Origin of the sequence: Lysinibacillus sp. UBA5990 (assembly GCF_002429815.1) — a bacterium.
Classification (GTDB): Bacteria; Bacillota; Bacilli; order Bacillales_A; family Planococcaceae; genus Lysinibacillus; species Lysinibacillus fusiformis.
In genome coordinates this window covers 1-14201 of the sequence record NZ_DJAY01000007.1, presented here as the reverse complement: position 1 = coordinate 14201, position 14201 = coordinate 1, and the positions used below count along the sequence as shown (strand labels likewise).

Genomic DNA, 14201 nt, shown 5'->3' with positions numbered 1-14201 from the left:
TTCCTAGGAAAACAGTTCTAGCTCCTAGTTTAGCATAAGCAAGCCTATAGCTAAATTATTTTGTTAATCTTTCGAATAATGACGCTGTTTTTTCTCGCCATAAAGAGGCGGATAGGCAATTATCCAATAAACGCCGCACTGTATATTCTGTTTCTGCATAACGCTTTGAGTAGCCCATCGCATCTTGCATGGCTTCTTTATAGCGCGCTCGAACGTCCTCAATTGCTAATTCTGCCTCTTCCGTAAGCTCACAATGTTGCCCTATATCAAATATCTTATCGCCTAATCGGCCATCCTGTGGATCAAAAATATGAGGTTCCGTACTATCAAAAATACAGAAATTTAGTTCTGGGATAATGACCATATCGACAGATCCTGCATCTAAGCCACACCATACAATTTGAGCATCGAGTCCTCTTGCATTCGCCTCATCTGCTAGGCCTTTCATCAAGGAGGATTTGCCTGTACCCGGTTTGCCTTTAATCATTAATCTTGTCGATATATTTTTCGTAATGCTTTCAACTGTATTTTCTGCCCCTCTTGGAGTTAGCGTTCCAAGTAAACGGTGTGTTCGCTCACCCGTTTTATTTAAAATAATAGATTGGAAAACTTCCGATTTTAAATTTTCCACCTGTTCATTTAATGCCTGCCAATTCATGCAGCTTTGCGTCACAACCTCCCAATCATCGTGGAGTTTGATAGCATGATTTAGCTTGGCAATACATTTATCACGCCAAGCCATACGTTCCTGTACTGCTTCAGCAAGTTGCTTTCCTATTTTCTCAAGCTGGATATCTTCCAAGCAATCATAAAAAGACATAACACGATGCTTCGTACCAAGTAATGTTGGCCCAATATCCCATTCTGATGCCCAGACGTACAGTCTATTACAACCCTTTACATAAACAGCCTCGACTACTTCCTCTAATAACGCATGCTTAAACCATTCGACAGCAAAGCCTTGTTTAACATAAAAATAACCTAGCTCTTTCAATAGCTCTGATCCTTTAGTTGTAGAGGCACCTTGTAAAAAATAAACTAGCTCCGCTTCCTCCATCATTTCTTTATATAAATGTTTCACACCTTGCCCAGTCAATGCGTGTCCAAAATAATACGTCACATTTCCGTTCAAATGTCGTTCCTCCTTTTGTTTCTGCCTTGCATTATATGAAGGAACACTAAAAAAGATGAAAAGCTACTCCTATCCTTAACAGATAAAAGTAGCTTTACAGTTTAATAAAAAGGCTTCATGTCTTCAATATGACCAATACATTTCATTAATACTTTGCGACAATAAGGTAATGAATATTGCACAATATATCCGGAAGTTAAAGCAATTAATACTGTTCCCACTCCAACTGGGCCACCTAGTAGCCATCCTACAATAGTTACTAGAACTTCGATCCCCATTCTCGCAGTTTTAATAGTTCCGCCAAATTTTTCGACAAGTATCATCATTAATGTATCTCGAGGGCCTGCACCCATATTTGGAGCAATATACATACCACAGCCAAAGCTTAAGACAAATAAACCAATGATAAAATATGTAATTTGTAAACTATTGATCTGTTGAAGGCAATAGCCAGTTAAATACATCGATGAATGAACCGATTAGTAGCATATTCAGCCATGTACCAATTTTAGGCCACTCACGCAATACAATTGATGTAGATGCAACAATAAAAAGACCTGTTAATATAGACCATGTACCAATCGTTAATCCAAAGTTTTGAAGTAACCCTACATGCAAGACATCCCAAGGGCTCGTTCCAATTATCTTCCCTTTAATAGACATCGTAATCCCCAGTGACATCACAATCAAGCCGCCAATAAAAAAATGTCCAGCGCCACCCCATTATTTTGCGCATTCCCTATCCCTCTCTTTATATTTGATAATGCTCTAACTGTATCATGTTTTCTTCAAATATCGTGAAATCGTGCTTGTAAATGGAAGGATGGATAACCCTATTCTATTAAAAAAACTATCCATTTTTCACTAATGGATAGTTGTAATTGGCGCAAGCTGGGCCTTTGTAATATTCTTCAAATCATTAAGTTGAACATGGATTTGCATACCTATTTTCCCTGCACTTACAATAATACTGCCTTGTTGTTGAGCAGTTTTATCGATTACCGTAGGATACAATTTTTTCATGCCTACTGGCGAGCATCCACCACGGACATACCCTGTATAGTTAAGTAAATCTTTTACAGGTAGCATATCAATTTTCTTTTCTCCAACTACCTTTGCGGCAGCCTTTAAATCCAGTTCCTCAGCCACTGGAATAACAAATACAAATAGCTTTTGTGCACTTGCTTTTGCTACTAATGTTTTAAAAACACGGGTAACTGGCTGACCAATTTTTTCGGCAACAGACACACCGTCTACTTGACCGTCTCCAATTTCATATTCCAACACATCAAATTGGATTTTTTGCTGCTCTAATAATCTTATCGCATTTGTTTTGGCATGCTTTGCCTTCGCCATAACCGTAATCTCCTATCTACAACATTAGGCTATCAAAGAGAACATCGAATCATTTCCTGGACGATAGCCATTCTTCGTCATTTGAACATGTGCTGCATACTTTTCAGATGCCTGTTTGAAGGCTCTCAATTTTAAAGTAGCATCATGGCTCTTACCGAAAATTGTATCTGCAAATGGGTCCAATTTCAATTCCTTCGAGAAACGTTCAGGAACCTTAACTGTAGTCACTTCATTGACAAAGGGTTGGTCCTGTTCATCTATTGCGTCAACTGTTGAGTTAACTTCATGTAGAATATGCTGAATTTGAGCATTCACGTTTTCTGCTAACCTTACATCTTGAGTAGATGGCTTTGACGATGATAATGCTGCAGTTCGCATTTGCTCTAAAACCTGTAATGTATCATTCAAATCCGGATTATTTACAACAGGTGCTCCGTCATGATTACCACTTGCCCATTTATAAACTTGCTCATGTGCATGGACATTCTTTGAAGTTTGCTGCAAATCTTCCATAATGGCCTGCTGTTGGGGTGTTACTACTTCTGTATCTTCTTGTTGCTGCTCGTATAAATCTTGATCTGTACGCCCCAATAGTAGGTTTTCAAGTTCCAGCAATAATGGATTTTTCTTTGGCTGAAAATACATGGCATTCTTTCGATATGCATCTCCCGCTTCTTTGCGCTGCAGAAACTTTTTACGATTAAATGGGGACGATATTCTCTCTTGCTCCATTGAATTATATATTTTCATAGTTTTCACCTCATCCTTCTATCTTCATATGCTATTTTGTTACTAGATATGAACATTTTTTATTACTATATCTATTCCTTCGAAACAGCTTCTGTACTCTTATTATCGGAATTTTCATTATTAAATTCAAGAATAAATGACTACTAACCACCTAAAGGGGTACAAATTAAAATCATTTTTAGATATAAATACCTAATCCTGAAGAATATATGCCTCAGTCCTTTAGTACTTTCATTTCGATTTCAATAAAAGTTACTACCATTCGCACAAAATAAATAGTGTTAATATATAAAAAAACAGCCTCTATATAAACCGGCTGCTTTCTTATTTTTTCGGTGTTATCAATAGGCACTTATAAGCTAAATAACCGAGCCATGCACCAATAGTATTTAAAATTAAATCATCAATATCCGCAGATCCTACTGTAAAAATAAATTGGATCGTTTCCACACTAAGGCTGGCAAAAAAGCCTAAGCAAAGTATAACTCCTGCTTTGCGGAATTTCTTCGATAGTAATGGCAGTAAAAAGCCCATAGGGGTGAAAATTAATAAATTACCAAGTAAGTTAATAATTATCGTATCCCAATTAAAATATTGAGAGTAGTTTATATAACGGAAAATCGTTTCAAAGGGCATAAAATTAGTAGTTAATCGCCAACTACTGTAATCAAACAGCCCTAAATCACCGACGGAATAATCACCTTCCCATAACACAACGACTACATTAACTAAACGATCGATGACCAATTTATAAAAAGCTAAACAAGAATAGATGCTAAATAACATCCAACCTACTATTTTTATTGGTAAATAATATGTATCAATAACATCTCGATATGGTAATGGGAGCTTGGCATTACCTTGAACATCCGTTATGTTGTTTTTTGACATGCTAAACACCCGCTTCCCTTTATTCCTTCCCATATTTTAATATGCTCCTTAAGACCATGCAAGTAGCTGTTAACTATTTATCGACTAAAAAGACTGCCTCCTGACAGAGAGACAGCCTTCCCATAAGTGTTTATACTGGATTTACCCCATGCTTACGTTGTGAGAAAAGTAAGTATTTTGACATGTAAAGCTCTAAACGACTTTCAAGCACCTTCCGTAATTCATTTGGCTCAATTACATCATCAATAATTAATTCTGATGCTAATCGATACACATCAATCTCTTCTTGATACTCTTTTCGTTTTTCAGCTATAAAGCTTGCTTGCTCCTCTTTCGGAAGCTCGGCAATTTTATTTGCATAAACTGCATTGACTGCAGCTTCTGGACCCATTACTGCAATTTGAGCATTTGATAATGCGATACAGCAGTCTGGCTCAAAGGCAGGACCAGCCATGGCATATAGGCCAGCACCATATGCTTTACGAACAATAACCGTTAGCTTTGGAACAGTTGCTTCACTCATCGCAAAGATCATTTTTGCGCCATGACGGATAATACCAGCTTTTTCGACCTGTGTGCCGATCATAAAGCCTGGGACGTCCGCCAAGAATAGAAGCGGTATATTGAAAGCATCACAAAGAGAGATGAACTTGGCCGCTTTATCTGCAGAATCGTGGAATAATACGCCTCCCTTAACACGAGGTTGATTCGCGATTATCCCTACTGATTGCCCCTTAATACGTGCAAGACCAGTAATTAATTCCGGTGCAAATAATTTCTTCACTTCACAAAACGAATCTTCATCAATAATACGTTCAATTAACTTATACATATCAAAAGGAACGTTTTGGTTTTGTGGTATCAATTCCTCAATCGATTTATCGAATGTAGCTGGTGGTTTAGGTGCCTCTACTTTGCTACGTTCTGCATAGTTATTAGGGAAATAGCCTAAATATTTACGAGCATAGGCAATGGCCTCTTGTTCTGTTTTGGCTAGCACATCGCCACAGCCGGAAACTGAACAGTGCATTTTTGCGCCACCCATTGTTTCTAAATCTACTTTCTCTCCAATAACCATTTCAGCCATACGAGGAGATCCTAAATACATAGATGCGTTCCCTTCAACCATGACAACGATATCACAAAATGCAGGGATGTAGGCACCGCCTGCCGCAGACGGTCCGAATAGTAGACAAATTTGTGGTACTTTACCTGATAACTTGACTTGGTTGTAGAAAATGCGACCCGCACCTCTTCTACCTGGGAACATTTCTAACTGATCTGTAATACGTGCACCTGCTGAATCAACTAAATATAGTAACGGACAGTTAAGTTTTTCTGCAGTTTCTTGAATACGAATCATCTTTTCAACCGTACGTTTTCCCCATGATCCTGCTTTAATCGTTGAGTCATTTGCTAAAACACAAACGGTACGACCATGAATTTTACCAATCCCTGTGACAACACCATCAGCAGGTAAATCGCCTGCCAAACAGTTTGCATAAAGGCCATCCTCTGATTGAAGACCATCATCTAATAATAATTCAAGACGTTCACGTACAAATAGCTTCCCTTGCTGTGCATTTTTGTCATGATATTTTGGTAAACCACCAGAAAGAATTTTATCTTTCATTGTAGGTGGCGTGTTTTCTGTTGAAATATTGCTCATGTTTAATTCCTCCCTTTGCCCATTCAATTACGCCAAATTATTTTTTTAGCGCCCCTATTCCCCTTTGTCAATGCGCCAAAAAATCAATGAGAATGCGCTTAGATTTCCGTCAGTGTGATTAATCTGATTGGATTCTCTTCTTTATTTTCCTGAATATTGTGGTGCTCGCTTCTCTTGGAAGGCTAGTAGCCCCTCTAATCGGTCCTCTGTAGGGATCAGTGCACTATATGCAAGTGATTCAATTTTTAAACCGGTAGCTAAATCTACCTCAACACCCTGATTCATAGCCACTTTAGCCTGTACTAGCGATAATGGTGCATTTTTTGCTATTTCTAGAGCAAGCTGCTGTGCCCTTTCCATTACCTCATGTGTCTCATGAACATATTCAACGATGCCATAATTTTTAGCTTCCTCAGCATTTAAGCGACGCGCTGTATAAATTAATTCCTTTGCCTTCCCAAGACCAATTAGTCGCGGAAGTCGTTGCGTTCCTCCTGCCCCTGGAATAATACCGAGAGAGGTTTCAGTGAGACCTAACTTAACATGTGCTGCTGCGACACGTAAATCGCAAGCTAAAGCTAATTCTAGACCACCACCAAAGGCTACTCCATTTAGCACCGCAATGACAGGTTGAGCGAGTGTCTCCACTTTTGCCACTGTGGCACCAATCAACTGCACGATTTGCTTCACTTGTCGATCGGACATACCTTTGCGTTCTTTTAAATCAGCCCCAGCACAGAATGCTTTTTCTCCAGCACCTGTTAGTAAGACTACTCGCACTGTCGGATCTCCGTTGATTTGATCAAGCGTATCAGATAACTCTCGCAGTAACTGTACAGACATCGCGTTCGCAGCCTCTGGTCTTAAAAGGGTAATAAGTCCAATACTTCCCTCTAGTAATTCAAAGCGAACAAGTTGAGTCATAATGGATTCGCACTCCTTTCATTACGGACAATCGCCATTTGCTTTGAAGCTACAGCTTTGCCTAATTTCTGTTCAATAAAGAGGGCAGCCTCTACTATTTTTTGTCGATCTACACCAGTTTGAATGCCCATTTCATCAAATAAATATAATAAATCTTCGGTAGCTACATTACCTGAAGCCCCCTTAGCATATGGACAGCCCCCTAGACCACCAAGCGCACTATCAAATTTGGTTACACCCATCTCTAAAGATTTCATAATGTTGGCCAGCGCCGTGCCACGCGTATCATGAAAATGCATAGCAAAATTATCAGCGGAATATCTTTTTAATAGTTCCTCTAAAAGAAGTTCAACTTGAGTTGGTACACCCACGCCAATCGTGTCACCAAGTGAGATCTCTGTTACACCCATTCCCAATAATTTATCTGTAACACGCAGTACTTTATCAGGATGTATATATCCTTCATAGGGACAGCCAAGAACTGTGGAGATATAGCCTCGAACCTTTTTCTTTGACGCTTTAGCTCCTAATACTACTTCCTCTAAAATAGGAAATGTTTCGTCTATGGTTTTGTTAATATTACTTTGGTTATGACTTTCACTAGCAGACATAAATATACTTACTTCATCTACATCAGCCTGTAACGCCCTTTCTAGGCCTCGCATATTAGGTACAAGTGCTGCATAAGTAATATCCTTGTTCCTTTTAATGGCTTGAAGAACCTCGACCGCATCCGCCAACTGTGGAATCCATTTCGGATGTACAAATGAAGTCACCTCGATGTAATTTAATCCAGTTTGGCTTAACAAATTCACTAATTGTATTTTATCTGCTGTTGTAATATGAGTTTTTTCATTTTGTAAACCATCACGGGGACCGACTTCTTTCATTACGACATGCTTAGGTAGCTGCATTAAGAGGCCTCCTCTTATTCAATTTCTAAAATATCATCATCAACGTTAATGAAATCTCCTTCATTGGCGATAATTTTTGTTACCACGCCATCTTCTTCTGCTGCAATCGGAATTTCCATTTTCATTGATTCTAAAATAGCTACATCCTGCCCTGCCGTTACTTTCTCACCTTCTGCTACGACGATTTTCCATACTGTACCTGCCATGCTTGCTTTTACTGTTGCCATAATCATTCACTCCTACTTTTAAATTAATTATGCATTCGCCCTCTCTATGAAGCACGAATGCTCTTCAATACTTACTTTGACTCTGCTAATTGTGGTAAATAAAATTGTTCGACAAATTTTGTAGTCGTATAGCCTTTTAAAAACTGTTCATGTGTAACAGTTTTTAGCAGCATCGGAATATTCGTTTGAATACCCTCCACTTTATATGCTTTCAGTGCTTGGATTAATCTTTCACAGGCAATGTCCCTTGTTTCTCCCCACACTACCAATTTACTGATCATTGGATCATAAAATGGTGTAACTGCTGAACCTGTCTCTACACCACACTCATGTCGAACTCCTTCGCTTGTTGGTAATTCTAGAGCTGTTATCGTACCAGGAGACGGGAAAAATGTAGAAGGATTTTCAGCGTATATACGCACTTCAATCGCATGACCCTGTTTCGTAATACTTTCTTTTGTAAAGGAAAGGGGTTGATGTGCAGCGATTTTTAATTGCTCCTCTACTAAATCAAGTTTCGTAATTTCCTCTGTCACAGGATGCTCTACTTGTAATCTTGTATTCATTTCTAAGAAATAAAAGTTTTGATCCTCATCTACCAAATACTCAATCGTTCCAGCGTTGATATAGCCAATATGCTTCGCCGCTTTCACTGACGCTTCTAGCATCTTATCTCTTGTCTCCTGTGAAATGAATGGTGATGGTGCTTCTTCTACTACTTTTTGATTTCTTCGTTGGATCGAACATTCACGTTCAAATAACGGAACCACATTGCCTTGATGATCGGCAATAATTTGTACTTCAACATGGTGAGGGTTAGCAATAAATCTCTCCATGTACATCGTGCCATCACCGAAAAATGACTGTGCACGTTTTTGATTTCCCTCAAATGCTTTTGCTAGTTCCTCTGCATTTTCAACAAGTTGCATACCGATACCGCCACCGCCTGCCGATGCCTTTAACATAATTGGATAGCCTAAACGTTCAGCGATTTCAGTAGCTTCTTCTGCATCCTTTACAGGTGTCTCTACACCCTCTACAATGGGAACACCTGCAGCTTTCATTGTTTTACGTGCCTCTAATTTACTTCCCATTGAAGCAATAACATCAGCACTTGGTCCAATAAAAATTAAACCTTCCTCTTCACAGCGCTTTGCAAACTCTGCATTTTCTGACAGTAGACCATAGCCAGGATGAACAGCCTCGACGCTATTTTCTAGTGCAATTTCTAGAATACGTTCTATATTTAAATAGCTTTGTGCTACAGGTGGTTTCCCTACACAGTACGCCTCATCCGCATCCTTCACATGTAAACTTTCAGCATCTGCCTCAGAATAAATAGCAACCGTTTGAATATTTAGGCGTTTGCATGTTCTGATAACACGTCTAGCAATCTCCCCACGATTTGCAATTAATACTTTTTTGAACATATTCACTGCCCCTCCTTATCTGACGGTCATGACAAAATCTTCTCGTAATTTATATTTTTGAACCTTTCCTGAAGCAGTCATCGGATAATGATCGATAAAGAAAATATGTTTTGGGATTTTATGTCTAGAGATTTTCTCCCGACAATATTCTCGAATCTCCTCTTCTGATGCCTGTTCACCTTCTCTTAAAATAATCCAAGCTGCCGCTTCCTCCCCATACACAGGATCAGGAACACCAGCAACCTGAACATCGGATATTTTCGGATGTGTATAAAGAAACTCCTCAATTTCACGGGGATATAAATTTTCACCACCGCGAATAATCATATCTTTTAAACGACCGGTTACACGGACATAGCCCGCTTCATCCATCGTTGCCAAATCACCCGTATGCAGCCAGCCATCTTGATCAATGGCAAGATCGGTTTCTTCTTGGTTTTTATAGTAGCCTTTCATTACATGGTAGCCTCTTGTACATAGCTCGCCTTGTTCATTTGTAAGTGCTTCCTCGTTTGTTCCAGGAACTACAATTTTCGCCTCTAAGTTTGGTAAGGCACGGCCAACCGTCTCCACTTTTAACGTTAACGGGTCATCTGTTCTTGTTTGCGTAATAACTGGGGATGATTCTGTTTGACCATAGCAAATCGTAATATCTGTCATGCCCATTTTCTCAATGACCGCTTTCATTACCTCTATCGGACAATTAGAGCCCGCCATGACTCCTGTCCGTAGAGTTGAAAGGTTGAAAGACTCAAAATTCGGTAAATTAAGCTCACTAATAAACATCGTTGGTACGCCATGTAATGCTGTGCACTTTTCTTGTTGAACCGTCCTTAGCACCTCTTCAGGTAAAAATTCTTGTACCGGCACCATCGTTCCACCACTAGTTGTAATTGCTAATGTTCCGATAACACAGCCAAAGCAATGGAAAAATGGAACAGGTATACATAGGCGATCCTCTGCTGTTAACCGCATACACTCTGCAATGTTGACCGCATTGTTCACTAAGTTAAAATGTGTAAGCATCACACCTTTAGGAAAACCTGTCGTACCAGACGTATATTGAATATTAATCACATCATCATAATGAAGAGATTGCTCTCTTTGTTCTAATTGTTCCTCGGTTACATGATCAGCCGCTGCTACTACATCGGACCAATTTAATACACCGGGATACTTAGTTTCGCCGATTAAAATAACATTTTTTAATAAAGGTAGTCGCTTTGATTGCAAATTACCTGGTTCACAATGTTCAAGCTCCGGACATAACTCTTGAAGTGTATGGATAAAAGAATGGTCTCGATAATTTTCAATTAAAAATATCGTTTTGGCATCAGACTGCTTTAATAGATACTCCAATTCACTAGCACGATAATTAGTGTTTACTGTAACGATTGGAGCTCCCATCTTTCCTGTACCAAATTGAAGCTGTACCCACTCAGGAACATTGGTCGTCCATACAGCAATATGGTCTCCTTTTTCAATTCCTAAAGCCATTAAACCCCTTGCTACCAATCGCGCTTGTCGATTTAGCTGCTCATAAGTCATTCGTAAATTCCTATCAGCATAGACCAAAGCCTCGTTCTGCGGGTACTTTTTAGATTGTTCATCTAGCAATTGACCAATTGTTTGATACACAAGTTCTGCCATGAAGATCCCCCTTGTTTATGCTATTAAACTTCTTTCAGCAATGAGATGAATGCGGAATTAAGCTACTTTTCAGCAGGTGTCTCGGTATCAGAAAGAAGTGCTCTATGCAGCACAAAACTGATCCCGGACACAATGAGTTGAATATAATTAACAGCCAATTAAACGAGAAATAACAAGACGTTGAATTTCAGATGTTCCTTCACCGATTTCCATTAATTTAATATCACGTAAATGACGTTCTACATCGTATTCTTTCATATATCCAGAACCGCCATGAATTTGAATAGCTTGATTACACGTCCGGAAGCCCATTTCAGAAGCAAATAATTTAGCCATTGCTGCTTCTTTACCAAATGGTTTCTTTTGATCTTTTAGCCATGCCGCTTTATGTACAAGCGTACGAGCAAGCTCTATTTCCATCGCCATATCTGCTAATTTAAATTGAATTGCCTGTAGCTTCGAAATAGGTGCACCAAATTGCTCGCGTTCTTTTGCAAACTTCAGTGCCTTCTCATAAGCGGCCTGTGCAATTCCAACAGAAAGAGCTGCTATTGAAATACGGCCACCATCTAAAGTGTTTAAAAACTGGCTAAAGCCTCGCTTTTCATCGCCTAATAGATTGGATCGAGGAACGCGAACATTTTGTAAAACAATCTCACATGTATTAGAACCTCGGACACCCATTTTGTCATAGTTACAATTAATCGTTACCCCTGGAGTATTCGTTGGCACAATAATAGAAGAAATAATCTTTTTGCCATCCTCGCGTTTACCAGTCACCGCAGTTACAATGATTTGTCGAGCGTATCCTGCATTGGTAATCCAGCATTTTTCTCCATTAATAACATAATCATCTCCATCAATAACCGCCGTAGTGCGTGTACCGCCTGCATCTGAACCTGCATTAGGCTCTGTTAAACCGAATGATCCTAATGTCTCACCCTTTGCCAATGGAACAAGAAATTCCTGCTTTTGCTCCTCCGTACCAAAGTTGTAAATTGGCGAAGCTCCTAAGCTAACAGCAGCTGCATAACTTAAGCCTGTGCCCCCACATGCACGACCAATTTCCTCTACAGCTAAAGCATAGGACACCGTATCACCACCTGAGCCACCATATTCTTCAGGAAATGGGATACCCAACAAGCCTAGTTCTGCCATCTTTTTAAAGCTTTCTATTCTCATCGTTGATGTCTCATCAACCTCACGAGCATACGGTTTAATCTCCTTCTCAGCAAAATCACGTACCATGTCTCGAATCATCACTTGCTCTTTTGTTAATTCAAAATTCATCCCTAATCCCCCTAATGTCAAATTTGCCATAGTAGATTTAGCTCAAAGATAATTTACTTCAAGTAAATACCGACTAGTCGGTTTGTAAAAGCAAATAATAAAACCAGTGTTTTCTACTGGTTACCCCTTTATCATAAATTGCTTTGCTTCTTCCATTGCTTGTTCTGTCACAATCGCACGCAATACCATGTCGGTAAAAACATCTGTAATTTGCTCCATTGTTAATGGCCCAGATTGCTTAAACCATTTATATGTCCAGTTAATCATTCCCACAATCGCCATCGTAACAATGGTACAAGGCAATTCTGTACGAAAAACCTTCGTTTCTTGGCCCTCTGCTATCACTTTTTGCAAGATGTCCCGATAATGATCTCTTTTTTTATGAATGATCTCACTATACTCATCTGAGAGCGAACGACTTTCTTCGTAAAAAATGGTAATATGTGCTTGATACATATCAAATACTTGTGTCAGCGTTTGTAGCATCGCACATAACCGTGTAATAGGCGTGTCGTATTTGTCATATGCATCCTGTGATTGTTGAATAACATATGAAATAAAGACATCATGAATTTCATACAACAATTCATCTTTTGATTTAAAATTATGATAAAATCCACCCTTTGATGCCCCTATATATTCAACGATACGATCAACAGTTACATTGTGATAACCATCCTGCTGAAACAGCTCAACTGAAGCGTTTACAATTCTTTGCTTTAATGTTTTCTTTACCATAGGCCCTATCATCCTTCATCTAGCTCTTTACTCCATCACTCCTTATAATCAGGAAAAACAACAACTTTCATGAAAGTATTCTATTTTTTCCTAATTATAAAAATACTATGACAATATAAATATAGCATTCTCAAAATTTGGTGTCTAGCATCAAATAGATTTTTTCTTTTAATACGAGCATAAAAATAACATTAAACAGAATTCAAAGAGCACAAACACATTCATACCTTATGTTATACCACTCGTCTTCATGACATTTTTTAAATTTGCTTTTCTCTTTACACCATCAAACCATTTTTCACTGCTGTTCAAGAAACCATTTTTAAATTATACAAAAGGAGAGATTTAAATTTGCAAAGATACACTGTAATTAACGAACACATTTCTAATTACCCTAACCCTATCGTTTTAAAAAAGGACAAGAAGTATTGTAAGGAAAAGAATACACTCAATCACTCAATTGAACTTTTTATAAATTCATTGTTACAAATAAAGAAGGATGGACTCAGAAGCAAATTTTAACTACCCGAAATAACCCTGATACTGCATGAAGATTATTCAGCCCATGAGCTAACAATTAATTAAGGTGAACTATTAATGGGGATAAAGCGCTTAAACGATTGGACTTTCTGTAAAATAGATAATGGGGAATTTGGGATGGCTCCTACTTCATGTTTGTCAAAACTATATGTCTAGCATTATAAATCTAGTGAAATACCTGATTTTTCTTTGTACAATATCTTTCAGTTATTCAATAGGTAAATCAAACTTTACTGATTCGGTACATGCTTGTAAAGAACCCTGCTAGATAGCATAACATTTTGGATTACCGCAATTTTTATAATTGTGGTACTTTCTATTGTGCATCTGACATGTTCCACAGTTAGGTGGTGGAAGTTCTATTCACAAGTCGTAAACTAGCGTTGAGGTCATCATATAACTAGTCTCCGCCTCCTTAATTGTGCGAACCTGACTACTTCCTGAATAAATTTATCTTTTGAAATTTTTTTCATCTAGCAAAGAATTAAATTTACTACTTTCGCTGACAATACCGCCTTTATGTACAATTCATCTTAATTACTATTAAATTCGTTATAAAGATTGATTATTGGACTATCCTGCAACTTTAGTTTAAAAAGAATCTGAATGATGGGACCTATATATAGAAAGAGTTTTCATGTTTGGGTGGTTCCTTACTAATAGTTGCAAATAAAAAAACAGCCAGCACAC

General features: G+C 38.5%; 12 protein-coding genes and 1 pseudogene. All 13 read right to left on the bottom strand.

Annotated features, from left to right (window positions below; genetic code table 11):
* Nucleotides 1-55: 55 nt before the first annotated feature.
* Nucleotides 56-1132, bottom strand: coding sequence for a nucleotide kinase (locus tag B3D94_RS04345; RefSeq protein ID WP_291755126.1), 1077 nt, complete (start codon nt 1130-1132; stop codon nt 56-58).
* Nucleotides 1133-1233: 101 nt separating this feature from the next.
* A pseudogene (locus B3D94_RS04340) lies at nt 1234-1868 on the bottom strand (YczE/YyaS/YitT family protein).
* Between the two features lie 128 nt (nt 1869-1996).
* Nucleotides 1997-2488 (bottom strand): Cys-tRNA(Pro) deacylase, encoded by a 492-nt coding sequence (ybaK, locus tag B3D94_RS04335; protein WP_069479911.1) that lies wholly within the window; start codon nt 2486-2488, stop codon nt 1997-1999.
* 24 nt (nt 2489-2512) lie between these two features.
* Nucleotides 2513-3238 (bottom strand): hypothetical protein, encoded by a 726-nt coding sequence (locus B3D94_RS04330; RefSeq protein ID WP_069479910.1) that lies wholly within the window; start codon nt 3236-3238, stop codon nt 2513-2515.
* Nucleotides 3239-3562: 324 nt separating this feature from the next.
* Entirely contained in the window at nt 3563-4129 is a 567-nt protein-coding gene (locus B3D94_RS04325; protein ID WP_069483231.1) for a VanZ family protein, read from the bottom strand.
* A gap of 130 nt (nt 4130-4259) precedes the next feature.
* Nucleotides 4260-5798: an acyl-CoA carboxylase subunit beta gene (locus B3D94_RS04320; protein WP_069479909.1), complete on the bottom strand. Its 1539-nt coding sequence runs from the start codon at nt 5796-5798 to the stop codon at nt 4260-4262.
* Between the two features lie 141 nt (nt 5799-5939).
* Nucleotides 5940-6722 (bottom strand): enoyl-CoA hydratase, encoded by a 783-nt coding sequence (locus B3D94_RS04315; RefSeq protein ID WP_069479908.1) that lies wholly within the window; start codon nt 6720-6722, stop codon nt 5940-5942.
* Entirely contained in the window at nt 6719-7636 is a 918-nt protein-coding gene (locus tag B3D94_RS04310) for a hydroxymethylglutaryl-CoA lyase (RefSeq protein ID WP_291755120.1), read from the bottom strand. Before B3D94_RS04310 ends, B3D94_RS04315 begins: the two co-directional genes overlap by 4 nt.
* A 14-nt stretch (nt 7637-7650) precedes the next feature.
* Nucleotides 7651-7863: an acetyl-CoA carboxylase biotin carboxyl carrier protein subunit gene (locus tag B3D94_RS04305; protein WP_031418413.1), complete on the bottom strand. Its 213-nt coding sequence runs from the start codon at nt 7861-7863 to the stop codon at nt 7651-7653.
* A gap of 71 nt (nt 7864-7934) precedes the next feature.
* A complete protein-coding gene (locus B3D94_RS04300) occupies nt 7935-9293 on the bottom strand; it encodes an acetyl-CoA carboxylase biotin carboxylase subunit (RefSeq protein WP_291755097.1) in 1359 nt (452 codons plus the stop codon).
* A 15-nt stretch (nt 9294-9308) separates the two neighbouring features.
* Nucleotides 9309-10943: an AMP-binding protein gene (locus tag B3D94_RS04295; protein WP_069479905.1), complete on the bottom strand. Its 1635-nt coding sequence runs from the start codon at nt 10941-10943 to the stop codon at nt 9309-9311.
* 147 nt (nt 10944-11090) lie between these two features.
* Nucleotides 11091-12233, bottom strand: coding sequence for an acyl-CoA dehydrogenase (locus B3D94_RS04290; protein ID WP_036122805.1), 1143 nt, complete (start codon nt 12231-12233; stop codon nt 11091-11093).
* A gap of 120 nt (nt 12234-12353) precedes the next feature.
* The gene (locus B3D94_RS04285) at nt 12354-12971 is read right to left on the bottom strand and encodes a TetR/AcrR family transcriptional regulator (protein ID WP_291755090.1); all 618 of its coding nucleotides are present in this window, start codon (nt 12969-12971) and stop codon (nt 12354-12356) included.
* Between the last annotated feature and the right edge of the window lie 1230 nt (nt 12972-14201).